The organism is Pseudonocardia sp. UM4_GMWB1 (assembly GCF_017312155.1).
GTDB lineage: Bacteria > Actinomycetota > Actinomycetes > Mycobacteriales > Pseudonocardiaceae > Pseudonocardia > Pseudonocardia alni.
Window position 1 is genome coordinate 2,077,262 of sequence record NZ_QJPN01000001.1, and the last position, 23,462, is coordinate 2,100,723.

General features: G+C 72.7%; 24 protein-coding genes. 14 read left to right on the forward strand and 10 right to left on the reverse strand.

The window, feature by feature from the left end:
* Nucleotides 1–7: 7 nt before the first annotated feature.
* Nucleotides 8–760 carry an SGNH/GDSL hydrolase family protein gene (locus tag DMP15_RS10115; protein WP_073577404.1) on the reverse strand — a complete coding sequence of 251 codons (753 nt, stop codon included), beginning with the start codon at nucleotides 758–760 and terminating at the stop codon, nucleotides 8–10.
* 187 nt (nucleotides 761–947) lie between these two features.
* On the opposite strand from DMP15_RS10115, the gene DMP15_RS10120 reads away from it, so the two are divergent.
* A complete protein-coding gene (locus tag DMP15_RS10120) occupies nucleotides 948–1,223 on the forward strand; it encodes an ACT domain-containing protein (RefSeq protein ID WP_073577405.1) in 276 nt (91 codons plus the stop codon).
* A gap of 7 nt (nucleotides 1,224–1,230) precedes the next feature.
* On the opposite strand, the gene DMP15_RS10125 is transcribed toward DMP15_RS10120, so the two are convergent.
* From DMP15_RS10125 to DMP15_RS10140, 4 genes are read right to left on the reverse strand one after another with little or no spacing between them, the layout of a single operon-like run.
* The gene (locus DMP15_RS10125; RefSeq protein WP_073577406.1) at nucleotides 1,231–2,199 is read right to left on the reverse strand and encodes a pirin family protein; all 969 of its coding nucleotides are present in this window, start codon (nucleotides 2,197–2,199) and stop codon (nucleotides 1,231–1,233) included.
* Complete coding sequence (locus DMP15_RS10130; RefSeq protein WP_073577407.1) at nucleotides 2,196–2,534, reverse strand: GNAT family N-acetyltransferase; 339 nt, start codon at nucleotides 2,532–2,534, stop codon at nucleotides 2,196–2,198. Before DMP15_RS10130 ends, DMP15_RS10125 begins: the two co-directional genes overlap by 4 nt.
* 12 nt (nucleotides 2,535–2,546) lie before the next feature.
* Nucleotides 2,547–3,035, reverse strand: a complete 489-nt coding sequence (locus tag DMP15_RS10135) for a carboxymuconolactone decarboxylase family protein (protein ID WP_073577408.1) — start codon at nucleotides 3,033–3,035, stop codon at nucleotides 2,547–2,549.
* A gap of 16 nt (nucleotides 3,036–3,051) precedes the next feature.
* Nucleotides 3,052–4,197 carry a low temperature requirement protein A gene (locus DMP15_RS10140; RefSeq protein ID WP_337825753.1) on the reverse strand — a complete coding sequence of 382 codons (1,146 nt, stop codon included), beginning with the start codon at nucleotides 4,195–4,197 and terminating at the stop codon, nucleotides 3,052–3,054.
* Between the two features lie 53 nt (nucleotides 4,198–4,250).
* Between DMP15_RS10140 and DMP15_RS10145 the strand changes: the two genes are divergently transcribed.
* Nucleotides 4,251–5,423, forward strand: coding sequence for a low temperature requirement protein A (locus tag DMP15_RS10145; RefSeq protein ID WP_337825754.1), 1,173 nt, complete (start codon nucleotides 4,251–4,253; stop codon nucleotides 5,421–5,423).
* Here the strand turns inward: DMP15_RS10145 and DMP15_RS10150 are convergent.
* Nucleotides 5,420–6,412 (reverse strand): IS481 family transposase, encoded by a 993-nt coding sequence (locus DMP15_RS10150; RefSeq protein ID WP_337825755.1) that lies wholly within the window; start codon nucleotides 6,410–6,412, stop codon nucleotides 5,420–5,422. The genes DMP15_RS10145 and DMP15_RS10150 overlap by 4 nt on opposite strands.
* Before the next feature lie 130 nt (nucleotides 6,413–6,542).
* Nucleotides 6,543–7,910, reverse strand: coding sequence for a mycothione reductase (locus tag DMP15_RS10155; RefSeq protein WP_073577410.1), 1,368 nt, complete (start codon nucleotides 7,908–7,910; stop codon nucleotides 6,543–6,545).
* Nucleotides 7,911–8,045: 135 nt separating this feature from the next.
* Between DMP15_RS10155 and DMP15_RS10160 the strand changes: the two genes are divergently transcribed.
* Nucleotides 8,046–8,480 (forward strand): STAS domain-containing protein, encoded by a 435-nt coding sequence (locus DMP15_RS10160; protein WP_337825756.1) that lies wholly within the window; start codon nucleotides 8,046–8,048, stop codon nucleotides 8,478–8,480.
* Between the two features lie 9 nt (nucleotides 8,481–8,489).
* Here the strand turns inward: DMP15_RS10160 and DMP15_RS10165 are convergent, their stop codons facing one another.
* Nucleotides 8,490–9,449, reverse strand: coding sequence for a LysR family transcriptional regulator (locus tag DMP15_RS10165; protein ID WP_337825757.1), 960 nt, complete (start codon nucleotides 9,447–9,449; stop codon nucleotides 8,490–8,492).
* Nucleotides 9,450–9,536: 87 nt separating this feature from the next.
* On the opposite strand from DMP15_RS10165, the gene DMP15_RS10170 reads away from it, so the two are divergent.
* Genes DMP15_RS10170 through DMP15_RS10180 form a run of 3 tightly spaced genes read left to right on the forward strand, consistent with a single transcriptional unit; the run spans nucleotide 9,537 to nucleotide 12,999 of the window.
* Nucleotides 9,537–10,256 carry a succinate dehydrogenase cytochrome b subunit gene (locus DMP15_RS10170; RefSeq protein WP_083658973.1) on the forward strand — a complete coding sequence of 240 codons (720 nt, stop codon included), beginning with the start codon at nucleotides 9,537–9,539 and terminating at the stop codon, nucleotides 10,254–10,256.
* Between the two features lie 4 nt (nucleotides 10,257–10,260).
* On the forward strand, nucleotides 10,261–12,237 hold the full coding sequence (locus DMP15_RS10175) for a fumarate reductase/succinate dehydrogenase flavoprotein subunit (protein ID WP_139282949.1): 1,977 nt from the start codon (nucleotides 10,261–10,263) through the stop codon (nucleotides 12,235–12,237).
* Nucleotides 12,238–12,249: 12 nt separating this feature from the next.
* Entirely contained in the window at nucleotides 12,250–12,999 is a 750-nt protein-coding gene (locus DMP15_RS10180) for a succinate dehydrogenase/fumarate reductase iron-sulfur subunit (RefSeq protein WP_062396708.1), read from the forward strand.
* A gap of 78 nt (nucleotides 13,000–13,077) precedes the next feature.
* On the opposite strand, the gene gdhA is transcribed toward DMP15_RS10180, so the two are convergent.
* On the reverse strand, nucleotides 13,078–14,415 hold the full coding sequence (gene gdhA, locus DMP15_RS10185) for an NADP-specific glutamate dehydrogenase (RefSeq protein WP_161152219.1): 1,338 nt from the start codon (nucleotides 14,413–14,415) through the stop codon (nucleotides 13,078–13,080).
* Between the two features lie 328 nt (nucleotides 14,416–14,743).
* Between gdhA and DMP15_RS10190 the strand changes: the two genes are divergently transcribed.
* Genes DMP15_RS10190 through DMP15_RS10200 form a run of 3 tightly spaced genes read left to right on the forward strand, consistent with a single transcriptional unit; the run spans nucleotide 14,744 to nucleotide 18,230 of the window.
* A complete protein-coding gene (locus DMP15_RS10190; RefSeq protein ID WP_161152220.1) occupies nucleotides 14,744–15,556 on the forward strand; it encodes a hypothetical protein in 813 nt (270 codons plus the stop codon).
* An 8-nt stretch (nucleotides 15,557–15,564) separates the two neighbouring features.
* Nucleotides 15,565–17,472: a fumarate reductase/succinate dehydrogenase flavoprotein subunit gene (locus tag DMP15_RS10195; RefSeq protein ID WP_073577480.1), complete on the forward strand. Its 1,908-nt coding sequence runs from the start codon at nucleotides 15,565–15,567 to the stop codon at nucleotides 17,470–17,472.
* Nucleotides 17,469–18,230 carry a succinate dehydrogenase/fumarate reductase iron-sulfur subunit gene (locus DMP15_RS10200; protein WP_337825758.1) on the forward strand — a complete coding sequence of 254 codons (762 nt, stop codon included), beginning with the start codon at nucleotides 17,469–17,471 and terminating at the stop codon, nucleotides 18,228–18,230. Before DMP15_RS10195 ends, DMP15_RS10200 begins: the two co-directional genes overlap by 4 nt.
* An 80-nt stretch (nucleotides 18,231–18,310) precedes the next feature.
* On the opposite strand, the gene DMP15_RS10205 is transcribed toward DMP15_RS10200, so the two are convergent.
* Entirely contained in the window at nucleotides 18,311–18,595 is a 285-nt protein-coding gene (locus DMP15_RS10205) for a hypothetical protein (RefSeq protein ID WP_337825759.1), read from the reverse strand.
* Between the two features lie 68 nt (nucleotides 18,596–18,663).
* Here DMP15_RS10205 and DMP15_RS10210 point away from each other — a divergent pair, with 68 nt between their 5' ends.
* The 5 genes from DMP15_RS10210 (at nucleotide 18,664) to DMP15_RS10230 (ending at nucleotide 23,415) form a co-directional block, all read left to right on the forward strand.
* Nucleotides 18,664–19,332 (forward strand): alpha/beta fold hydrolase, encoded by a 669-nt coding sequence (locus tag DMP15_RS10210; protein WP_161151590.1) that lies wholly within the window; start codon nucleotides 18,664–18,666, stop codon nucleotides 19,330–19,332.
* A gap of 20 nt (nucleotides 19,333–19,352) precedes the next feature.
* Entirely contained in the window at nucleotides 19,353–19,682 is a 330-nt protein-coding gene (locus DMP15_RS10215; RefSeq protein WP_073577418.1) for a hypothetical protein, read from the forward strand.
* A gap of 82 nt (nucleotides 19,683–19,764) precedes the next feature.
* Nucleotides 19,765–20,592, forward strand: a complete 828-nt coding sequence (locus DMP15_RS10220) for an aldolase/citrate lyase family protein (protein ID WP_161151589.1) — start codon at nucleotides 19,765–19,767, stop codon at nucleotides 20,590–20,592.
* Nucleotides 20,593–20,665: 73 nt separating this feature from the next.
* Nucleotides 20,666–22,678 carry a dipeptidyl-peptidase 5 gene (locus DMP15_RS10225; RefSeq protein WP_337825760.1) on the forward strand — a complete coding sequence of 671 codons (2,013 nt, stop codon included), beginning with the start codon at nucleotides 20,666–20,668 and terminating at the stop codon, nucleotides 22,676–22,678.
* Complete coding sequence (locus DMP15_RS10230; protein ID WP_337825761.1) at nucleotides 22,675–23,415, forward strand: AAA family ATPase; 741 nt, start codon at nucleotides 22,675–22,677, stop codon at nucleotides 23,413–23,415. The genes DMP15_RS10225 and DMP15_RS10230 overlap by 4 nt, the downstream gene beginning before the upstream one ends.
* The last annotated feature ends 47 nt before the right edge of the window (nucleotides 23,416–23,462 follow it).

The following is a 23,462-nucleotide window of genomic DNA, read 5'->3' on the forward strand; positions in this document are numbered from 1 at the left end:
CCGCGGCTCAGCGCGCCGGGACGACCGTCCAGGCCGGGGCCTTCGCCGGGCGGCCGTCCCCGGAGGACCGGCCCCGCAGGCGTCGTCCGACCCAGGGCAGGACGTGGGCGCGGTAGTAGGCGAGCCCCGCGGCCGGCCCGGTCGGCGAGGTCGTGGCGACGGTCGTCGCGGGCGTCGCGCCGCGCACCCCGAGTGCCTCCAGCACCAGCCCGGCGGCGCGCAGGTGCCCGGGCGTGCCCAGGTGCAGGCGGTCGTCCGACCAGTAGCCGGGCCTGCGGATCTCGGCGTCGCCGAACACGTCGACGAAGGTGAGCCCGTGTGCGGCGGCGAGCGTGCGCACCGTCGCCGACAGCTCGGCGCCGCGGCGGTGGACGACCCGTCCCAGCGGGAGCCGGTCCGACGGGTCGGCGCCGCTGAGCAGCACCAGCCGGACCCCCGCCGCCGCGCAGCGGTCGACGGCGCGGGCGGTCAGCGCGGCGAGCCCGGCGACGTCGGTGCGGGGGCGCAGCATGTCGTTCCCGCCGCCGTTGAGCGTGATCAGCGTCGGTGCGGGGTCCAGCGCCAGCGCGGCGTCGAGCTGCGGCCCGACGACGTCGGCCAGCAGCCGGCCCCGTACGGCCAGGTTCGCGTAGTGCACCGGTTCGCCGGAGGCGCCGGCCAGCCCGGCGGCGACCCGGTCGGCCCAGCCGCGCGGGATGCCGGCGGCGTCCTCGTCGCCCACGCCCTCGGTGAAGCTGTCCCCGATCGCCACGTACCGCACGGGGTCAGCATCCGCGTCGCGATCGCCGCGGCTCGGCCCGGGGGTGGTGACGGCTGTTACCCTCGTCCCGTGCGCGGTCGGACCATTACACGGCGCGCCGGCTGAAGCCAGGGAGCCGGCGCGTGGCACGTCGTGCCCGCCGGACCTGGCCGGATCCTGACGTTCGCCCTCGAACACCGGAGATCCGATGAACGCCCCCACCACCGAGCGCACCCGTACCGGAAGCGATCCCGCCGAGCACGGTCACGTCGTCTCGCTGCTGCTGACCGACGCCGACGACGGCCTGTACAAGGTCCTCACCACGCTGCGGTCGCGCCGCTGGAAGGTCCGCTCGCTGCGGGTCGACATGTCCGGCGAGATCGGCCGGGTCGACCTCGTCGTCACCCGCGACGGCCGGGCCGCCGACCTGCTCCTCGAGCAGCTGCGCCGGGTCGTGCCGGTGGTGCGCGCCGACCTGGGCTGATCCAGGGCTACCCCCGAGGCGTCAACCGCGCGTTCGGCAGCTCCGGCGCCGGCAACGTCGACTCCCAGGCGTCCGGGAACACCCCGAAGCGCCCACCGTCCCACCCTCCGGCGGCACGCTCGTCCTGCCACTGCTCCCGGAAGGCCGCGATCTCGTCGTGGGTGGAACCGACGAAGTTCCACCACATCACGATCTGCTCGCCCAACGGCTCCCCGCCGAGCAGCACCAGGCGGGCGCCGTCGTCGCCGGCGTGCAGGTCCAGGGTCGTACGGCCCGGCGGGAGGTACACGAGCTCGGCGGACGCGGCCGCCGTCCCGCACACCCGCGCCGCGCCGGTGTCGACCAGCACGCCGTGCTCGAACCCGGCGTCGACGTCGAGCGTCACCGCCGCGCCGGCGGGCAGCACGACCTCGGCGCCCAGCAGCGGGGTGAACGTCTCCACCGGCGACGACGACCCGGCCAGCGACCCGAGGAACACCCGCAGCGCGGCGTCCCCGGCCCGCACCCGGGGCGGTGCGTAGTGCTCGAAGCGGGGCGCGGTGTCCCGGTGCGCGGCGGGCAGCGCCAGCCACAGCTGCACCCCGTGCAGCACCTCGGTACCGGGCGTGGAGAACTCCGAGTGTGCGATGCCGGACCCCGCGGTCATCAGGTTCAGCTCGCCCGGGCGCACGACCGCGTGCGCGCCGGTGGTGTCGCGGTGCTCGACCTCCCCGGTGAACAGCCACGACACCGTCGCCAGCCCGGTGTGCGGATGCCCCGGCACGGCCATCCCGCCGGTGTCGGCGACCCGGTCCGGGCCGTAGTGGTCGAGGAAGCACCAGGCCCCGATCAGCGACCGGGTGCGGCGCGGCAGCGTGCGGCGCACCGTCATCGCGCGCGGCCCACCCAACGGCACGTCGCGCGGGGTCACCAGCTCCGCGGCGGCGGTGTCGCCCCCGCAGACGACCTCCTCCGGCACGGTCTCGACGTTGCTCACCGCGCCCTCCGCCGGACGGTGGCGACGGCGTCGGGCGTCACCGGGTCGAGGATGTCGGCGTAGCCCTGGTGGGTCGACACCCAGCGCCGCACGTACGGGCAGACCGGCACGATCCGCTTCCCGGCGGCGCGGGTGTCGTCCAGCGCGAAGCGGACCAGGGTGCTCGCGAGCCCGCGCCCGGACAGCTCCGGGTCGACCTCGGTGTGGTGGAAGATCCGCTGCTCGTGGTCGTCGACGTACTCGGCCCGGCCGACCACGGTGCCGTCGATCAGGATCTCGTAGCGGTGGTGGCCGGTGTCGTGGGTGACCACGGTGTCGTCGGTGTCGCCGGGCATGTGGTCAGCCTCTCAGGACGCCCGGCGCCGCACCACGCGGCCGTCGGCGTCGCGCTCGGGGACGGGGTGCGCCGACAGGATCGAGACCCGGTTGAACGCGTTGATGGTGATCGCCGCCCAGACCAGCACCGACACCTCGTCGTCGGTGAGGGCACCGCGGACGGCGGCGTAGGCGTCGTCGTCGAGGTGGGTCCCGGCGGTCCGGGTGACGGCCTCGGCGAGACCGAGTGCGGCGCGCTCGCGGTCGTCGTAGAGGGCGCTGTCGCGCCAGGCCGGGAGCAGCGCCATCCGCTGCGGGGTCAGTCCGGCCGCCAGCCCCGACCGCCAGTGCGTGTCCAGGCAGGTCTCGCAGCCGTTGATCTGCGAGACCCGCAGGTTCACCAGCTCCAGCAGGTCCCGGTCCACCCCGGCCGCGGCGGCGCGCTCGCGCACGACCGCGACGACGTCGGTCATCGCCCGGAACACCTCGGGGGTCTGCTTGTCGATCCACACCCGGCCCATGTCACCTCCGAACCCGTCACGCGGCGACGGTGTTCCGGGCGGGTGCCGTCTCGACGGTCACGACCACCGCCACCATCACCACCGCGGCGACGACCGGAGCGAACGCCGACAGTCCCAGCAGCCCCGCCAGCACGACGACGGCGGCGCTGCGCCCGGCGGTGAGCGTGGGGCGCAGCGCGAGCGCCCACACCCCGAGGACGAACAGCGCGACTGGCACGGTCAGCGTCGCCCCGGCCGCGGCGGCGGACAGCCCGGTCGCGGTGGTGTCGACGTCGACGGCCACCTCGATGCCCGCCGAGAACGCCCCGGCCGCGGCGAAGACGAGGTAGTGGCCGTAGCCGTGCACCAGCGCCCGTGGCATGGCCCGCAGGTGCTCGTGCTGGTCGCGGGCGAAGTAGACCCACCACATGCCCGCCGCCAGCACGAGCCCGCACGCCGAGAGCAGCAGCAGCGGGCCCAGGTGCTCGGCGGAGGACAGCGCGTCGACCACCGCCGTCGTCGACGCCAGGACCGACTCGCCCAGCAGGATCAGGGTGAACAGGCTGTAGCGCTCGGCGATGTGGTGCGGGTGCCACGGTGTCGTCCGCGCCCGCTCGGCGACCACCGGGACCGCCAGCTCGGCCAGCGCCAGCACGACGAACCCCACCGGGTGCGGGTCCACGAGCACCCAGGTGATCCACAGCAGCTGGACGACGACGATGCCGCCCGCGTAGCGCAGCGCCGTGACCCGCAGCTCCCGGTGCGAGCGGGCCGCCCGCAGCCACTGCGTGACCATCGCCAGGCGCATCACCACGTAGCCCGCGACGAGCACGCCGTAGCCCTCACCGGCCATCGCCGACGGGGTCCCCGCGGCCAGGACCAGCGCCCCCGCCATCTGCACCAGGGTGGTGACGCGGTAGAGCCAGTCGTCGACGTCGAAGGCCGAGGCGAACCAGGTGAAGTTCATCCAGGCCCACCAGATGCCGAAGAACACCAGCAGGTACGACCCGACCCCGGCACCGATGTGCCCGCCGGACTCCGAGTGGTGCAGCGCGGCCGACGACAGCGACACCGCCACCACGAACACCAGGTCGAAGAACAGCTCCAGCGGACTGGCCGCCCGGTGGGGCTCGTCCGGGTCGCGGGGGCGCATCGCGCGCAGACCGAGGTTCACACCGGCCATCGTTGCGCGCCGCACTACCCTTCGGCTGCGCCGACACGGGGAAGGACCCACCGATGACCACACCGGACACCACACCGGACACCCGGCCACGGGTGCTGCGCCGGGCGGGCGACTCCGAGGTCGCCCCGATCGAGCTGTTCTTCGACCTCGTCTACGTGTTCGCGATCGTCCAGGTCTCGCACACGCTGCTGTACCACCTGACCCCGGTCGGGGCGCTGGAGACGGCGGTCCTGTTCGCCGCGGTCTGGTGGCTGTGGAACTACTCGGCCTGGGCGATGAACTACCTGGACCCGGCCCGGCCGTCGGTCCGGATGCTCAACGCCGGGCTGATGCTCGCGGCACTCGGGATGGCCCTGGCGCTGCCGGGCGCGTTCGGCGACTCGGGCCTGCTGTTCGCGCTGTGCTTCGCCGCCGCCCAGATCGGCCGCCCGCTGTTCCTCGTCGTGACCATGCGCGGGCACGTCATGGCCCGCAACTACCGCAACCTGCTGGTGTGGAGCACGGCCGCGTCGGTGCTGATGGTCCTCGGCGCGTTCCTCCCGCCGGTGGCGCGGCTCGTGGTCTGGGCCGTCGCCGTCGCCGTCGACATGGCGGGCCCGCGGTTCGAGTTCCGGGTGCCGGGGCTCGGCCGCACCCCGATGGAGGAGTGGCCGACCGACGTGGAGCACCTCGCCGAGCGCAATCGGCTGGTGTTCATCATCGCGCTCGGCGAGTCGATCCTGATCATGGGTTTCACGCTGTCGGAGATGGAGGTCGTGACCCCCTACGCGGTGGTGATCACCCTGCTCGGGTTCGCCGGCCTGGTCGCGCTGTGGTGGTCCTACTTCGCGCTCGCCGGACACGGCACCCGGGCGGCCTCCGGCGACGGGTCGACCCGCGCGGCGCGGGCCGCGTTCGCCTACGCACACGGCCTGATGGTGGCCGGCGCGGTGCTGTTCGCGGTCGCGATCGACCTGCACCTCACGCACCCGGAGAACACCCCGGCCCTGGTGCTGACCTCGGTCGGCGGTCCGCTGCTCTACCTCGTGGGCAACAAGCTCTACCTGCAGGGCCGCACCGGGACGGTCGGGTGGTCGCGCTACGCCGCCGCGGCCGTGCTGGCCGCGGCCGCGGCGGTCGCGCTCGTCGCCGGGCACGCGCTGCCCGCCATCGTGATCGGGCTGGTCGTGCTCGCCGTGGTGGTCGGGCTGGCCGTGGTCACCGAGCTGGCCGAGCGGCGCGCCTAGTTGTACTGCCCGGACAGGTTGGTCAACCTGCTGATCGGTGGGAGACCACCGATGGCGGTGTGGGGCCTGTGGTGGTTGTACTCGTGCAGCCACCCGGGTAGCGCCTTTCGGCGTTGCGACTCGCCGGTGTAGAGCCGGGCGAAGGCCCAGCCGTCGGCGAGAGTGCGGTGGAACCGTTCGATCTTTCCGTTGGTCTGTGGGCGGTAGGGACGGGTGCGTTTCGGGGTGATCCGCAGCGCGTGGCAGGTGTCGCGCCAGGCGTGGGAGCGGTAGGCCGAGCCGTTGTCGGACAGGACTCGGCGGGTGGTGACCCCGCGGGCGGAGAACCAGGCCACCGCGCGGCGCAGCACAGCGATCGCGGTGGCGGCGGTCTCGTCGTCGTGGATCTCGGCGTAGGCCAGGCGGGAGTGGTCGTCGAGCACGGTGTGCACGAACGCCGTGCCCATCTTCGCCTGGTGGTGGGCGTTGCGAAGTTTCCCAGGGGTCGCGGCCCGGTTGCGGTCTCCCTGGGCGCGCCCGACATAGCGCCAGCCGCCGCCGTCGGGGATGTTGCCCAGCTTCTTCACATCCACGTGCAGCAGATCCCCGGGGGCGGGGTGTTCGTAGCGACGCACCGGTTCTCCGGTGGCGCGGTCGACATGGGCGAGGCGGTTGATCCGACACCGCACCAGCACCCGGTGCACGGTCGAGGCAGCGACACCGACCCGGTCGGCGATCTGGACCGGGCCCAGGCGCTTCTTCCAGCGCAGGTGCACGATCCGGCGCACCACCGGTGCCGGCGTCGCCCGCGGCGAGTGGTGCGGCCGGCTGGAGCGATCGGCCATGCCGGCCGGGCCGTCGAGGCGGTAGCGGTCGGCCCAGCGTTTCGCGGTCGGCCAGGCCACCTGGAACCGGGCAGCGGCCGCAGCGATCGGCACGTCGCCCTCGACGATCAGACGCGCCAGGCGCAGTCGGCCGCGTTCGGACAGTGGAGCGTTAGCGTGGACCACGAGGACCTCCTGTGGTTGTGGGTGCGGGTGCCTTCGACAGCTCCACACCCTCCGCAGGAGGTCCTCACCCTTCAAGATCAGCTAGATCGTGTCGTCACACGAGTTCGACCAACGTCTCCGGTCAGTACACCTAGTCCTCCTCGACGGCGCCGCGCAGCGCGTTCTCCAGCACCTCGGTCAGGGCGGGGTGGATCCAGTACTGGACGTCGGCGAGCCGCTCCGCGGTCACGCCCAGCGCCATCGCCTGCACCAGCTGCTGGACCATCGTCGACGCCTGCGGGCCGAGCAGGTGCGCCCCCAGCAGCGTGCCGTCGGGGGCGACGAGGACCTTGCAGAACCCGCGCTGCTCCTCCAGCGCCCAGCCGAAGGCGACATCGGCGTACTCGTGGAGCCCGACCCGGAACTCCAGGTCCTCCTCGCGGCACTGCTGCTCGGTGCGCCCCACGGAGCCGATCTGCGGGGTGGTGAACACCGCGGCCGGCACGAACCGGTGGTCGACCTCGCGCAGGTCGTCGGGGTGGGCGAGGTTGTGCCCGACGACCTCGGCCTCGTGGTTCGCGACGTGCTTGAGCGGGTGCGGGGTCGAGATGTCGCCCAGCGCCCACACCCCGTCGGCGGTGGTGCGGCCGTGGGCGTCGACGACGACGCGGCCGGCGTCGTCGGTGTCGACCCCGGCGTGGTCCAGGCCGAGCCGGTCGGAGTTCGGACGGCGCCCGGCCGCGACGAGCAGCCGGTCGGCCCGGACCTCCGTGCCGTCGTCGAGGTGCAGCCGCACGTCGCCCTCGCCGCCGGTGACCTTCTCCACCGTCCGGCCGGTGTGGACGGTGAAGCGCTCGCGGGCGGCGTCGGTGAACCGCTCCACGACGGTCTCGTCCATCCCGCCGAGCAGTGTGTCGGCGCTCTCGATGATCGTGACCGCGCAGCCCAGCCCGCCGAACACGTGCGCGAACTCGGCCGCGATGTAGCCGCCTCCGATGATCGCCAGGTGCTCGGGCAGCTCGTCGATCCGCATGATCGTGTCGGAGGTGTGGAACGGGACGCCCGAGTCCGCGACCGGTGGCGGGACCACCGGCCGTCCCCCGACGGCGAGCACGATCCGGTCCGCGGTGAACTCCGCGGTGCCGCCGTCGCCCAGGTCCACGGTCATCGCGCGCGGCCCGGTGAAGCGGGCCACGCCGTCGTAGACGGTGCCGTCGTGTCGGCGGTGGTCGCGGCCCTCGTCGCCGATCGGGTCGAGCCGGGCGAAGACCCGGTCGCGGATGTCGCTCCAGCGGATCCGGTCGATCCGGGCGTCCACGCCGTAGGACGACGCCGCCCGCACGGTCTCGGCGACCTCGGCGGTGTAGGCGAGCATCTTGGTCGGGATGCAGCCGACGTTGAGGCAGGTCCCGCCGAACCGGGTCGCCTCGACGTGGGCGACATCGAGACCGTCGAAGCGGTCGTCGACGATCATGTTCCCGGATCCGGTGCCGACGATTGCGAGATCGTGATGGGCCACCCGCCGAGCGTAGGAAGACCGGCGGCGTGCCGCGCGTCGACGGGGCGACGACGCCGCCGTCATCGGGCGATCGGTGTGCGGTACTGGCACTCTGGCCCCGGCGGTGGCGCGGCGCCCCGCGGGAGGCGGCCGGTGATGACCGATCCGACGGACGGCCCGGGAGGAGTGCCCGGCCTGTCCGCCGCGACCGCGGAGGGCGGCGGTCTGGCCCTGGAGGCGGTGCCGCACCCGTCGGGGCCGGTGGCGCTGCACGCCGTCGGCGACGTCGACGTCGCGACCGCGCCGTTCCTGGCCGAGCAGGTGGGCGCCTGGTTCTCCGCGGCCCCGCGGGTCGTGCTGGACCTGTCCGCGGTCGGCTTCCTCGGCTCGGCCGGGATCGCGGCGCTGCTGGACTGCCACCGCGACGCCGCCGCGGCCGGGGTGGTGCTGGAGCTGTACTGCGGCGCGGCGCGCCAGGTCCGCCGGGTCCTGCAGGTGACCGGGACGTGCGAGCACCTGCGGGTGCTCGACCCGCACCCGCCGCCGGAGGGCCCCGGGGGCCACGCCCCGCTGTTCCCGGTGCCCGACTGACCCCGGCCCTCAGCCGAGCAGCTCCCGGCCGGTCCGGTGCCGGTGCAGCACCTGGACGTCGGTCATGCCCTCCCGCAGCGACGCCGAGGTGTCGGACATGTGCTCCAGCAGCGTGTCCGCGAAGGCGATGACGGCCGGGGTGGGGGCGATGTCGGACCGCCGCGCCAGCGCCACCGTGCGGTGGATCGCCGGGTTGAGCACCGTGCGCCGCAGCCGCGGCCGCCCGATGAACGTCAGGTCCGGCACCACCGCCACCCCGGTGCCGGCCTCGACCATGCGCAGCACCGCGTCCATCTGACCGCCCTCGACGGCGATCCGCGGCGTGACCCCGGCGACGGCGTAGGCCCGCAGGGTCACCTCCCGCAGGTCGTAGCCCTGGCGCACCATCACCAGATCGTGCCGGGCGAGCTCGGTCACCGTCATCGACCCGCGCGGGGTCAGCGGCCTGCGCGCCCGCGGCGAGGCGACCGAGAGCCGTTCGCGCAGCAGGGGAGCGGTGTGCAGGGTCGGGTCCACCCCGTCGGGGGGCACGATCACCAGCGCGACGTCCAGCTCCCCCTGCACCAGCGCCGCCTCCAGCGGCTGCGAGCCGTCCTCGGCGAGCTCGACGGCGATCTCGGGGTGCCGGGCGTGGAAGACCCGCAGCACGTCGGACAGCACGCCGATGCACAGCGACGGCGTCGCCCCGACCCGCACCCGGCCGCTGCGCAGGCCGACCATCTCGGCCACCGTCGTGCGGACCATGTCGGAATCGGCGAGCATCCTGCGTGCCAGTGGCAGCACCGCCTCACCGGCCGGGGTCAGCGTGACGGCCGACCCGCGGTTGATCAGCGGGGAGCCCAGCTCGTCCTCCAGCGCCCGCAGCGCGCGGCTCAGGGTCGGCTGGGCGACCCCCACCTGGTCGGCCGCCCGAGTGAAGCTGCGCACGTTCGCCACGGCGACGAAGTACATGAGCTGCTGAAGTGTCACGTGCATAGCTTACGGCTATGAGCGGAGACCGTTTCATGCATTGGACTGCCTTACCCGTTGGTATGTCCACTGGAGGACGTGGTCACGATGTCCGAGAAGTCCCGGGCCGGCGGCGGAGCCGAGCCCGCCGCACCCCGGCGCCCGCGCACGCCCAGTGCGCTGCTGAAGTTCGTGATGGCGGTGAGCGGCGTCGTGCTGCTCGGCTACGTCACGCTGCACATGATCGGGAACCTGAAGATCTTCTTCGGCCCCGAGGCGATCGATCACTACGCGGCCTGGCTGCGCACCATCCTGGAACCGGCGCTGCCCTACTCGGGCATGCTCTGGATCGTCCGCGTGGTGCTGGTCGTCGCGGTGGTCGCCCACATCTGGTCGGCGACGATGCTCGCCCTGCGTGCGCGCAGGGCCCGCCCGATCAAGTACGCGGGCGGCTCCTACCAGGTCAAGGGCAGCTACGCGGCCCGCACCATGCGCTGGGGTGGCGTGATCATCGCGCTGTTCGTGGTCTACCACCTGCTCGACCTCACCGCGGGCACGCTGAACCCGAACGGCGTGCACCTCGCGGTGGCCGACAACCTCGCGGCCGACTTCACCCTCGCCCGCTGGTACGTCACCCTGTTCTACGTCCTCGCGGTGGTCGCGCTGGGCTTCCACGTCCAGCACGGCATCTTCTCGGGCATCCAGACGCTCGGGTGGTCGTCGAACAGCCGTGAGCGCACCATCAAGGTGGTGTCGACGGTCTTCGCCGCCGTGCTGACCCTCGGCTTCATCTCGGTGCCCCTCGCCGTCACGTTCGGAGTGGTCTGATCCCATGACTGACAGCACTGACGCCTCGTCCCACCACGTTTCCTACGCCGACTACGCGACCGGTGAGCCGGTCGTCGACAAGGCGGTCCCCTCGGGTGCCATCGAGACCCGCTGGGAGCGCCGCCGGTTCGGCGTCAAGCTGGTCAACCCGGCGAACAAGCGCTCGAAGAAGATCATCGTCGTGGGTTCCGGCCTGGCCGGCGGCTCCGCGAGCGCGACGCTCGGCGAAGCCGGCTACCACGTCAAGACGTTCTGCTACCAGGACAGCCCGCGGCGCGCGCACTCGATCGCCGCGCAGGGCGGCATCAACGCGGCGAAGAACTACCGCAACGACGGCGACAGCGTGTACCGGCTGTTCTACGACACCGTGAAGGGCGGCGACTTCCGTGCGCGGGAGTCCAACGTCCACCGGCTCGCCGAGATCTCCCGCCAGATCATCGACCAGTGCGTCGCCCAGGGTGTCCCGTTCGCCCGCGACTACGCCGGTCTGCTCGACAACCGCTCGTTCGGCGGCGTGCAGGTCTCCCGCACCTTCTACGCCCGCGGCCAGACCGGCCAGCAGCTGCTGATCGGCGCCTACCAGGCGCTGGAGCGCCAGGTGAAGGCCGGCACCGTCGAGATGTACGCCCGGCACGAGATGCTCGAGCTGATCGTGGTCGAGGGGCGCGCCCGCGGCATCGTCGCGCGCGACATGGTCTCCGGCGAGATCGAGGTGCACACCGCCGACGCGGTCGTGCTCGCCTCCGGCGGCTACGGCAACGTCTTCTACCTGTCGACGAACGCCAAGGGCTGCAACGTGACCGCCGGGTGGCGGGCGCACCGCAAGGGCGCGCTGTTCGCGAACCCCTGCTTCACCCAGATCCACCCGACCTGCATCCCGGTCTCCGGCGACCATCAGTCGAAGCTGACCCTGATGTCGGAGTCGCTGCGCAACGACGGCCGCGTCTGGGTCCCGAAGAAGCTCGGCGACGACCGCGGGCCGAACGAGATCCCGCACGACGAGCGCGACTACTTCCTTGAGCGCAAGTACCCGGCGTTCGGCAACCTGGTGCCCCGCGACATCGCGTCCCGGGCCGCCAAGGAGGTCTGCGACGAGAAGCGCGGCGTCGGACCGTCGGGCCTGGGCGTGTACCTGGACTTCGACGACGCCATCCAGCGGCTCGGCCGCAAGGCCGTCGAGAACAAGTACGGCAACCTGTTCGAGATGTACGAGCGGATCACGGGTGAGAACCCGTACGAGGTCCCGATGCGGATCTTCCCCGCCGTGCACTACACGATGGGTGGCCTCTGGGTCGACTACGACCTGCAGTCGACCGTCCCGGGTCTCTACGTGGCGGGCGAGGCCAACTTCTCCGACCACGGCGCGAACCGGCTCGGCGCCTCCGCGCTGATGCAGGGCCTGGCCGACGGCTACTTCGTCCTCCCGGTCACGATCGGCGACTACCTGGCCAAGAACGAGCTCGACGCCGTCCCGGACGACGCGCCCGAGGTCGTCGAGGCCGTGCAGTCGGTCACCGACCGGATCGACCAGTTCCTGTCGATCAACGGCACCCGCACGGTGGACTCGTTCCACCGCGAGCTGGGCCAGATCATGTGGGACTACTGCGGGATGGAGCGCACCGAGGAGGGTCTGCGCAAGGCGCTGGACCGCATCCCCGAGCTCCGTCGCGAGTTCTGGAACAACGTCAAGGTGCCGGGTACCGGCGCGGAGCTCAACCAGAGCCTGGAGAAGGCCGGCCGGGTGGCCGACTTCCTCGAGCTCGGCGAGCTCATGTGTCTCGACGCGCTCGTGCGTCGCGAGTCCTGCGGCGGTCACTTCCGCGGGGAGAGCCAGACCGAGGACGGCGAGGCGCAGCGCGACGACGAGAACTTCTCCTTCACCTCGGCCTGGGAGTACACCGGCCGCGGGCAGGCTCCGGTCCTGCACAAGGAGGAGCTCACGTTCGAGTACGTGCACCCGACCCAGCGCAGCTACAAGTAAGGCGAGGACCCCGTGAAGCTCAATCTGAAGGTCTGGCGCCAGCGCGACGCGGTCGACAAGGGTCGCCTGGTGAACTACACCGTCGACGCCGACGAGGACATGTCGTTCCTCGAGATGCTCGACGTGCTCAACGAGAAGCTGATCCTCTCCGGCGACGAGCCGGTCGCGTTCGACCACGACTGCCGCGAGGGCATCTGCGGCTCGTGCAGCATGGTCATCGACGGCCGGCCGCACGGCCCGCAGCGGGCGACCACCACCTGCCAGCTGCACATGCGGCACTACTCCGACGGCGACACCATCGTCATCGAGCCGTTCCGTTCGGGCTCCTTCCCGGTCATCAAGGACCTCGTCGTCGACCGCGCCGCGTTCGACAAGATGATCCAGGCCGGCGGCTACGTCTCGGTGAACACCGGGTCGGCGCCGGAGGCCAACTCCAACGCCGTGCCGAAGGTCGCCGCGGACCGCTCGTTCGCCGCGGCGAACTGCATCGGCTGCGGTGCCTGCGTCGCGGCCTGCCCGAACGGGTCGGCGTCGCTGTTCCTGGGCGCGAAGCTGACCCACCTGGGTGAGCTGCCGCAGGGCCAGCCGGAGCGCTACGAGCGCGTCGTCAGCATGGTGGAGGAGCACGAGGCCGCCGGGTTCGGCGGCTGCACCAACACCGGCGCCTGCGCCACCGCCTGCCCGAAGGAGATCCCGCTCGACGTGATCTCCCAGCTGAACCGCGACTACCTCGCGGCCACGGTGGGCGGCCGCAAGAAGTAGCGGACCCGCGACGACGGCCGGGGCCCGGTCACCACCGCAGTGGTGACCGGGCCCCGTTGTCGTCGGCGAGCCGGTCGCTCAGACCAGGCCGAGCGCCAGCATCGCGTCGGCGACCCGGGCGTAGCCCGCGATGTTCGCCCCGGCGACGTAGTCGCCCGGTCGTCCGTACTCCTCGGCGGTGGCGTGGCAGCGGTCGTGGATGTCGGTCATGATCTCGCTCAGCCGGTTCTCCGAGTACTCGAAGCTCCACGAGTCGCGCGAGGCGTTCTGCTGCATCTCCAGCGCCGACGCCGCGACACCGCCGGCGTTCGCGGCCTTGCCCGGGGCGAAGATCGCGCCCCCCTCGCGCAGCACCTCCACCGCGTCCGGGGTCGTCGGCATGTTCGCGCCCTCACCGACGAACAGGCATCCCGAGCGCAGCAGGGCGCGGGCGCCGTCGGCGTCGAGCTCGTTCTGGGTCGCCGAGGGCAGCGCGACCTGGCAGGGCACGTCCCAGATGGAGCGGTCGGTGGAGAACTCGGCGCGCCCGATCTTGTCGGTGTAGACGTGCAGCCGCTCGCGCCGGACCTCCTTGATGTCCTTGAGCAGTTCCAGGTCCACCCCCTGGGGGTCGTGCACGACGCCGTCGGAGTCCGACACCGCGACGACCCGGCCGCCGAGCTGGTGGACCTTCTCCACGGTGTAGAGCGCGACGTTGCCCGAGCCGGACACCACGACGTCCTTGCCCTCCAGCGAGTCCCCGCGGACCTCCAGGGCGCGACGGGCGAAGAACGCGCTGCCGTAGCCGGTGGCCTCGCGCCGGACCTGCGCACCGCCGAAGGCCAGCGCCTTCCCGGTCAGCACACCGGACTCGTAGCGGTTGGTGATGCGCTTGTACTGGCCGAACAGGTAGCCGAGCTCGCGGCCGCCGACACCCATGTCCCCGGCGGGGACATCGGTGTACTCACCGAGGTGGCGGTAGAGCTCGGTCATGAAGCTCTGGCAGAAGCGCATGATCTCGCGATCGGAGCGCCCCCGCGGGTCGAAGTCCGATCCGCCCTTGCCGCCGCCGATCGGCAGCCCGGTCAGGGCGTTCTTGAAGATCTGTTCGAAGCCGAGGAACTTGACCGTCCCGAGCAGCACGGTCGGGTGGAACCGCAGACCGCCCTTGAACGGGCCCAGCGCGCTGTTGAACTCCACCCGGAAGCCCCGGTTGATGTGGATGTCCCCGTCGTCGTCCTCCCACGGCACCCGGAAGATGATCTGCCGCTCGGGCTCGCAGATCCGCTCGACGATCCGCGCCTCGGCGTACTCCGGGTGCTTGTCCACAGCCGGGCCGATGCTCTCCAGCACCTCGTGGACGGCCTGGTGGAACTCGGTCTCGCCCGGGTTGCGGTCCAGGACGCGCTGGTGGATGGGTTCGAGGGTGGGGTGCATCGGTGCTGCTCGTTCTCCTCTCGGCGACCGGCAGGGCGCCGGCGGCCGGTCACGGACCGGGGATGCCCGGGATCGGCCGGGTCGACTGTTCATGAGACCACCGCGGCCGTTCCGCGGAGGCATCGATCGGATCACAGACGGTGTGACCCCGGCCGCTGTGAGCCACATCTCCATCCGGGACCGAATCGGGCACCGACGTAGATCACATGTGATCCGCGTCGTATTCTCTGGCGGTCCCGCGCCCCCGCGTGGTGACGAGTTGGACACGGCGCTGTGTCCGGGCCCGCACCGGGTCATGGTGCCGGTGAGACGACAGGAGCTCCCGCGCGTGTCATCCACCACTGACACCGGCGGCCGGGCCGGCTCGGGCCGGGCAACCATCGCTGCACGCACGCTGCGCACCGACCGATGGTGGCTCCCACCGCTCGCGACCTTCGTCGCGTTCGTCGCCTGGGTCGCCTACGCCACGGTGCGGGCCTTCATGCAGGACCACTACTTCGTCGCCGAGTACGGCTATCTGACGCCGTTCTACTCGCCCTGCGTCTCGATGGGCTGCGTGGAGGAGGCCTCGCACTTCGGCCGGTTCCTGCCCGACGTGTGGTGGCTGCCCTACGCGGCGGTCTCCCTGCCGTTCCTGCTGCTGTTCCGGCTGACCTGCTACTACTACCGCAAGGCCTACTACCGGGCGTTCTGGCTCTCCCCGCCGGCCTGCGCGGTCGCCGAGCCGCACCGCCGCTACACCGGTGAGACGCGCTTCCCGCTGATCCTGCAGAACGCGCACCGCTACTTCTTCTACATCGCCGGGATCATCACGCTGATCAACGCCTACGACGCGGTGCTGGCCTTCGCCAAACCCGGCGGCGGGTTCGGCCTGGGGCTGGGCAACATCATCCTGGTCGTGAACGTGGTGCTGCTGTTCGGCTACACGCTCTCGTGCCACTCGTGCCGCAGCGCCGTCGGCGGGCGGCTCAACCACTTCTCGAAGCACCCGGTCCGCTACAAGCTGTGGACCCAGGTCTCGAAGCTGAACACGCGGCACAACCAGTTCGCGTGGGCGACGCTGGTGAGCCTCGCCGTCACCGACTTCTACGTCATGGCCGTCTCCGCCGGCTGGATCAGCGACCTGCGGATCGTGGGGTGAGCACCGAGATGGACGAACAGATCGAGCGGCACGACTACGACGTCGTCGTCATCGGGGCCGGCGGTGCCGGTCTGCGGGCGGCGATCGAGGCGCGGCTGCAGGGCAAGCGGACGGCGATCATCTCCAAGTCGCTGTTCGGCAAGGCGCACACCGTGATGGCCGAGGGCGGCTGCGCGGCGTCGATGGGCAACGCCAACCCGAACGACAACTGGCAGGTCCACTACCGCGACACCATGCGCGGCGGGAAGTTCCTCAACAACTGGCGGATGGCCGAGCTGCACGCCAAGGAGGCCCCGGACCGGGTCTGGGAGCTGGAGACCTACGGGGCGCTGTTCGACCGCACGAAGGACGGAAAGATCAGCCAGCGCAACTTCGGCGGGCACACCTACCCGCGGCTGGCGCACGTCGGCGACCGGACCGGCCTGGAGCTGATCCGCACCCTGCAGCAGAAGGTGGTCTCGCTGCAGCAGGAGGACCTCGCCGAGACCGGTGACGCCGAGTCCCGCATCCGGGTCTTCCACGAGTGCACGATCACCGAGCTGTTCACCACCGACGGCGCGATCTCGGGCTGCTTCGGCTACTTCCGCGGCGACGGCCGGTTCGTGCGCTTCGACGCGCCCGCGATCGTGCTCGCCACCGGCGGGGTCGGGAAGAGCTACTCGGTCACGTCGAACTCCTGGGAGTACACCGGCGACGGCCACGCGCTGGCCCTGCGCGCCGGCGCGACGCTGATCAACATGGAGTTCCTGCAGTTCCACCCAACGGGCATGGTGTGGCCGCCGTCGGTGCGCGGGCTGCTGGTCACCGAGTCGGTCCGCGGCGACGGCGGCGTGCTGCGCAACACCGACGGCAAGCGGTTCATGTTCGAGTACGTGCCGGACGTGTTCAAGGAGCAGTACGCCACCTCCGAGGAGGAGGGCGACCGCTGGTACACCGACCCGGACAACAACCGGCGCCCGCCGGAGCTGCTGCCCCGCGACGAGGTGGCCCGGGCGATCAACTCCGAGGTCAAGGCCGGGCGCGGGACCGAGCACGGCGGGGTGTTCCTCGACGTGTCGACCCGGCTGAAGCCCGAGGAGATCCTCAAGCGGCTGCCGTCGATGCACCACCAGTTCAAGGAGCTGGCCGACGTCGACATCACCAAGGAGCCGATGGAGGTCGGCCCGACCTGTCACTACGTGATGGGCGGGGTGGAGGTCGAGCCGGACACCGCGATGTCGAAGGTCCCCGGCCTGTTCGCTGCGGGCGAGGTCGCGGGCGGCATGCACGGCTCCAACCGGCTCGGCGGCAACTCGCTGTCGGACCTGCTGGTGTTCGGGCGTCGCGCCGGGCTGCACGCCGCGCAGCACGCCGACACCGGCCGGCCCGCCGTGGCCGAGTCCGACGTCGCCGCCGCGTTGGAGCGGGCGATGCTGCCGTTCTCCAGCGCGACCGCGGGCGGGGAGAACCCGTTCGTCGTGCAGCAGGAGTTGCAGAAGACGATGCACGAGCTCGTCGGGATCATCCGCAAGGGCGACGAGATGGAGCTCGCGCTGAAGAAGCTCGAGGACATCGCCACCCGCACCCGGACGGTCTCGGTGGAGGGGCACCGCCGGTTCAACCCGGGCTGGCACCTGGCCCTGGACCTGCGCAACATGCTGCTCGTCGCGCTCTGCACCGGGAAGGCGGCGCTGGAGCGCCAGGAGTCCCGGGGCGGGCACACCCGCGACGACTTCCCGGTCATGGACTCGGACTGGCGGCACCTGCTGCTGGTGTGCCGGGCGATCGGCGAGGACGACGTCGAGCTGACCCGTCAGGAGCAGCTCCCGATGCGGTCGGACCTGTTCGACCTGTTCGAGTCCGACGAGCTGAAGAAGTACTACACCGGAGACGAGCTGGGCGGTCACCGTGCCGACTCCGCGGAGGGGAACCAGTGAGCAGTCACCTGCACCACTTCCGCGTCTGGCGCGGCGACGACACCAAGGGCGAGCTGGTCGACTACCCGGTGGAGGTGAACGAGGGCGAGGTCGTCCTCGACGTCATCCACCGGCTGCAGGCCACCGAGGCCGGCGACCTGGCCGTGCGGTGGAACTGCAAGGCGGGCAAGTGCGGCTCGTGCTCGGCGGAGATCAACGGCCGGCCGCGGCTGATGTGCATGACGCGGATGAACACCTTCGACGACGAGGAGATCGTCACCGTCACGCCGCTGCGCAGCTTCCCGGTCATCCGCGACCTCGTGACCGACGTGTCGTTCAACTACACCAAGGCCCGCGAGATCCCCAGCTTCACCCCGCCCGAGGGCGTGGCTCCGGGCGAGTACCGGATGGCGCAGGTCGACGTCGAGCGGAGCCAGGAGTTCCGCAAGTGCATCGAGTGCTACCTGTGCCAGAACACCTGCCACGTGGTCCGCGACCACGAGGAGAACAAGGAGGCGTTCGCCGGGCCGCGCTACCTGATGCGGATGGCGGAGCTGGACATGCACCCGCTCGACGCGCACGGCAACCGCGCCGTCGAGGCCCAGGAGGAGCACGGGCTGGGGTTCTGCAACATCACCAAGTGCTGCACCGAGGTGTGCCCCGAGCACATCAAGATCACCGGCAACGCGCTCATCCCGCTCAAGGAGCGCGCGGTGGACCGCAAGTACGACCCGCTGGTGTGGCTGGGGGACAAGATCTTCCGGCGCTCCGGGAGCTGAGCGTGCCGGCGCGCCCCGGCGGCGGGCGGCGCACCCGCCGCACGGGGTGCGGGGACCGTGCCGGGGGTGCGACGGGTCGCTCAGCGCTCGATCGACCGGCGGATCTCGGCGAGCCGGTCGGCGGCCTTGCGCTCGCGCTCGGCGAACGCGTCCTCCGCCTCCGCGGCGCGCGCGTCGCCGCCCGCGAGCTCCTGGGCGGCCGCCGCGGTGGCGGCGCGGCCCTCGATGCGGTCGCGCACGTAGGAGAACGTGGGGACGCCGTCGTCGGTGTAGTCGGTGACGGGCTCGACCGGCTCGGGGACGGCAGGGTCGGGCAGGGCCGGTTCCGGGTCGGGGACGGCGGGCAGGTGGGTCGGGTCGGTCATCGGGCCTCCTCGGTTCCGCCCTCGACGGTAGGCGATGAGAACGCCCCCGGTGGGCGGTCCTCACCGGTATGACGACCTTCGCGCTCGTCCCCGGGGCGGGGACCGACACCTGGTACTGGCGTCCGCTGGAACGGGAGCTGACCCGGCGCGGCCACCGCGCGGTGCCGGTCGAGCTGCCCTGCGACGACGACGCCGCCGGGCTAGAGACCTATGCCGACGCCGTCGTGGCCGCGGTCGGCGGTGCCGACGACCTCGTGGTCGTCGCGCACTCCTTCGGCGGGTTCAGCGCACCGCTGGTGTGCGACCGGGTCGCGGTGCGTGGGCTCGTCCTGGTGACGGCGATGGTGCCGCTGCCGGGCGAGTCCGCGGCGCAGTGGGGCGACGCGACCGGCGCCGGGGCGGCGCTCGCGGAGCAGGACGCCCGCGACGGGCGCGACCCCGACGACGTCGTCGGGCTCTTCTACCACGACGTCGACGAGTCGGTGGCGAACGAGGCACTGCGTCACGAGCGCGACCAGTCCACGACGCCGTGGACCCAGCCGTGGCCGCGTGCGGCCTGGCCGGACGTGCCGACCCGGTATCTGCTGTGCCGCGAGGACAAGCTGTTCCCGGCCGCGTTCGTCCGGACGATGCTCGCCCGGCGGCTGCGCGGCGTCGTGCCCGAGATGGTCCCCGGCGGGCACCACCCGATGCTGTCGCACCCCGGCGCGCTGGCCGCGGCGGTGCTCGGTCGCTGACGGCAGGCGATGATGGCGCCGTGGCGCGCACGCGGATCCGGGAGCTGGTGGTGGTGCACGACGCGGCCTGCGCGCCGTGCTCGCGGATCGCACGGGAGCTGCCGGGCTGCGTGACCGTCCGGGTCCGTGCGCGGTCCTGCCACGAGCCGCGGCTGGCAGAGATCTACCCGAACCTGCCGGCCGCCGTCGCCGGGTGCCGGGCGCCGGCGGTCGGTGTGCTCCGCACCGACGGGCAGGTCCGCTGGTGGACCGGGATGCGCGGGATCGTCGGGCTGGCGCCGGTCCTGCGGCCCGGGGCGCTGCCGGTCGCGGTCCGGCTGCTGCGGGAGGCGGCCGCGGTGCGGCGCTGAGGTCCGGCCCCGGTGAGCCGGTCACGGCCGCACCGGAGATCCTGGTCGGGTCAGACGCGCCGACCGACCGGAGGGCCCACCCGTGGACACCGCCGCCAGCCCGCTCGACCACGGGCCCGCCCTGCTGTTCTGCCCCGGCAACCGGCCCGATCGGTTCGCCAAGGCGCTCGCCGCCGCCGACGCCGTCATCCTCGACCTGGAGGACGCCGTCGGCCCGGACGACAAGGACGGCGCCCGGGACTCCGTCGTCGCCGCGCTGGCGGAGCTGGACCGCACCCGGGTGGTCGTGCGGGTCAACGCGCCCGGCGCCCCCGCCCACGACGGCGACGTCGCCGCGCTGGCCGCCTACCCCGACCTCACGCTGATGCTGCCGATGGCGACGAGCGCCGCCGCGGTGGAGGCGCTGGCCCCGCACCCGGTGATCGCGCTGTGCGAGACCGCGCACGGAGTGCTGGAGGCGCCGTCGATCGCCCGGGCGTCGAACTGCGCAGGCCTGATGTGGGGCAGCGAGGACCTGCTCGCCGACCTGGGCGGGCGCACCGGGCGCGCGGCCGGCGGCGGTTACGGCCCGGCCCTCACCGAGGCCCGCACCCGGATCCTCTACGCAGCCCGCGCCGCGGGCCCGGCCCCGGTCGACACCGTGCTCACCGACATCGCCGACACCGACACCCTGCTCACCGACACCGCCGACGCGGCGGACGCGGGGTTCGCGGCGAAGGTGTGCATCCACCCGTCGCAGGTGGAGGTCGTGCGCCGCGGGTTCCGGCCCGGCGACGCCGAGACCGAGCACGCCCGCGCCCTGCTCGCCGAGGCGGAGCGGCACCCCGGCGTCTTCCGGTTCGGCGGGGAGATGGTCGACGCACCGGTGCTCGCCCGGGCCCGGGCGACGCTACGGCTGGCCGAGGCATAGACGGCGCCGATCGCAGCGCTCGGATGCATCGACCTACGGGCACGGCGGCCCGGCGATGACTACCGTGGGCGCCGTGACGATCTCCGGGTACGGGTCGTGGCCGACACCGGTCACGTCCGAAGTGGTGGTGACGGCCGCGGTGCGGCTCGGGGAGGTCCGCCCCGACGGTGCGCCCGGCACCGAGGACACCGGCGTGGTCTGGGCCGAGGGCCGCGCCGCGGAGGGCGGCCGGACCCAGCTGGTGCGCCGTACCGGCGGCGACGCCGCGGGCTCGCGCACCGATCTGCTGCCCGAGGGCGCGAACGCCCGCTCGGCGGTCCACGAGTACGGCGGCGGCGCGTGGTGGCTGCACGCCGGCAGCCCCGGCGTCGTCTGGTACGTCGAGTGGGCCGACCAGCGCCTGTACCGGCTCGACCGCGGCGCCGCCCCGGTCGCGCTCACCCCGGAGCCCGCGGTGCCCCGCGGCGACCGCCACGCCGACGGCGACGTCGCCCCCGACGGCACCTGGATGGTCGTGGTCCGCGAGCGCCACCACGCCGCGCACACCCCGGCCGCCGAGGTCGTCAACGAGATCGTGCGGCTCGACGCCCGCGCCCCGTCGGAGCCGGAGGTGCTGGTCGGCGGCCCGGACTTCGTCGCCGCGCCGCGGATCTCCCCGGACGGCGGCACGCTGGCCTGGCTGTCCTGGAACCACCCGTCGATGCCGTGGGACGACGTCGAGCTCACCGTCCGCGACCTGGCGTCCGGGGTGGACACCGTCGTCGCGGGCGGGCCGGGGGAGTCGGTCACCGAGCCGCAGTGGCAGTCCGACGGGTCGCTGACGTTCATCAGCGACCGGACCGGCTGGTGGAACCTCTACCGCTGGCTGCCCGGCCACGACATCGAGACCCTGGTGCGGATCGACGCCGAGATCGGTGTCCCCGGCTGGTCGCTCGGCGGCTCGCGCTACGCCGTCCTCGACGACGGCCGCGTCGTGTTCGCCCGCTCCTCGCGCGGCTTCGACGCGCTGGTCGTGCGTGAGCTCGACGGCCGGATCATCGAGCTGGACACCCCGTTCACCGCGATCGGCTCGGTGCGCGCCGACGGGCCCTACGCCGTGGTCTGCGTCGCCGGGTCGCCCACGGCCGAGCCGGGCGTGCACCGCGTCGTGCCCGCCCCGGACGGTGCGGGGGAGCCCGGCGCGGCCGGGGTGCAGACCCTGCGCGCCCCGCGCGACCTCGGCCTGCACCCGGAGACCGTGTCGGTTCCCGAGCCGATCACGTTCCTGTCCTCGGACGCCGCGGGCAGCCCGCGCACCGGCTACGCGCTGTTCTACCCGCCGCCGGCCGGTCACGACGCCCCCGAGGGCGAGCTGCCGCCGCTGCTCGTCGTCATCCACGGCGGGCCGACCGGCTCCGCGACCCCGGTCCTCTCGGTCGCCGTGCAGTACTGGACCAGCCGCGGGTTCGGCGTCGTCGACGTCGACTACGGCGGCTCCACCGGCTACGGCCGCGCCTACCGCGAGCAGCTGAAGGGTGCCTGGGGGGTCGTCGACGTCGCCGACTGCCTCGCCGCGGCCCGCACGCTCGCCGACACCGGCCGCGTCGACCCGGCCCGGATGGCGATCCGCGGCGGCTCGGCGGGCGGGTTCACCACCCTGGCCGCCCTCGCCCGTGACGACACCCCGTTCTCCGCCGGGGCCGACCACTTCGGCGTCGCCGACCTGGCCGCGCTCGCCCGCGACACCCACAAGTTCGAGTCTCGCTACCTCGACGGCCTGGTCGGGCCGTGGCCCGCGGCGGAGGCGGTGTACACCGAGCGCTCCCCGCTCACCCACGTGGAGCGCTTCCGCACCCCGCTGATCGTGCTCCAGGGCGACGAGGACGCGATCGTCCCGCCCAACCAGTCGGAGATGATCGTCGACGCGCTGCGCGGGCGCGGGGTGCCGGTCGCCTACCTGCTGTTCGCCGGGGAGCAGCACGGCTTCCGGCAGGCCGCGAACATCCGCCGGGCCCTCGACGCCGAGCTCGCGTTCTACTCCCGGGTGTTCGGGTTCGCGCTGCCCCCGGAGGAGGGCATCGAGCCGGTGGACATCGAGAACCTGTGAGCGCCGGGCACTTCGTCGCCCGTGTGACCCTCGACCCCGACGCGCCCGCCGACGGCTACCCGTTCGACCTCGGCGTCGTGCGGTGGCTGCGCGCGCACGGCGGCCTCGCGCTCTACCCGGGCGTCACGTTCCTGGTCGGGGAGAACGGGTCCGGTAAGTCCACCCTGCTGGAGGCGCTCGCCGTCGCGCTCGGGCTCAACGCGGAGGGCGGCTCGGCGTCGTTCCGGTTCGCGACCCGGGCCAGCGAGTCCGACCTCGGGACGCACCTGCGGACGGTGCGCCGGCCGGGGCGGGAACGGACCAGCTTCTTCCTGCGCGCGGAGTCCTACTACAACGTGGCGACCGAGGTCGAACGCCTCGACCGGGAGGGCGGCGGCCCGCCGCTGTCGCCGGCGTTCGGGGGCTCGCCGCACGAGCGCAGCCACGGCGAGTCGTTCGTTGCGCTGCTGAGGAACCGGTTCTCCCCGCGCGGGCTGTACCTGCTCGACGAGCCGGAGGCCGCCCTGTCGGTCACCGGGGCCCTGGCCGTGCTCGCCCGGATGACCGACCTGACCGAGCGGGGCAGCCAGTTCGTCGTCGCCACCCACTCGCCGGTGCTGCTCGCGCTGCCCGGGGCGACGATCCTGGAGATCGGCGACGACGGCGCGGTCCGCCGCGTCGGGTACGACGAGGCGCTCCCGGTCGTGCTGACGCGGGGGTTCCTCGCCGACCCGGACGCATTCCTGCGGCACTTGTAGACGACCTCGGCCCCGGGAGGACAGGACGTCCTCCCGGGGCCGTGTCC

Coding starts and splice junctions, on each gene's coding strand:
- DMP15_RS10140 (WP_337825753.1), bottom strand. CDS start 4,197: ATGGCCGGTGTGAACCTCGGTCTGCGCGCGATGCGCCCCCGCGACCCG.
- DMP15_RS10205 (WP_337825759.1), bottom strand. CDS start 18,595: ATGACCGACCCGACCCACCTGCCCGCCGTCCCCGACCCGGAACCGGCC.
- DMP15_RS10195 (WP_073577480.1), top strand. CDS start 15,565: ATGGACGAACAGATCGAGCGGCACGACTACGACGTCGTCGTCATCGGG.
- DMP15_RS10160 (WP_337825756.1), top strand. CDS start 8,046: ATGACCGATCCGACGGACGGCCCGGGAGGAGTGCCCGGCCTGTCCGCC.
- DMP15_RS10145 (WP_337825754.1), top strand. CDS start 4,251: ATGACCACACCGGACACCACACCGGACACCCGGCCACGGGTGCTGCGC.
- DMP15_RS10120 (WP_073577405.1), top strand. CDS start 948: ATGAACGCCCCCACCACCGAGCGCACCCGTACCGGAAGCGATCCCGCC.
- DMP15_RS10130 (WP_073577407.1), bottom strand. CDS start 2,534: ATGCCCGGCGACACCGACGACACCGTGGTCACCCACGACACCGGCCAC.
- DMP15_RS10170 (WP_083658973.1), top strand. CDS start 9,537: ATGTCCGAGAAGTCCCGGGCCGGCGGCGGAGCCGAGCCCGCCGCACCC.
- DMP15_RS10135 (WP_073577408.1), bottom strand. CDS start 3,035: ATGGGCCGGGTGTGGATCGACAAGCAGACCCCCGAGGTGTTCCGGGCG.
- DMP15_RS10175 (WP_139282949.1), top strand. CDS start 10,261: ATGACTGACAGCACTGACGCCTCGTCCCACCACGTTTCCTACGCCGAC.
- gdhA (WP_161152219.1), bottom strand. CDS start 14,415: ATGCACCCCACCCTCGAACCCATCCACCAGCGCGTCCTGGACCGCAAC.
- DMP15_RS10210 (WP_161151590.1), top strand. CDS start 18,664: ATGACGACCTTCGCGCTCGTCCCCGGGGCGGGGACCGACACCTGGTAC.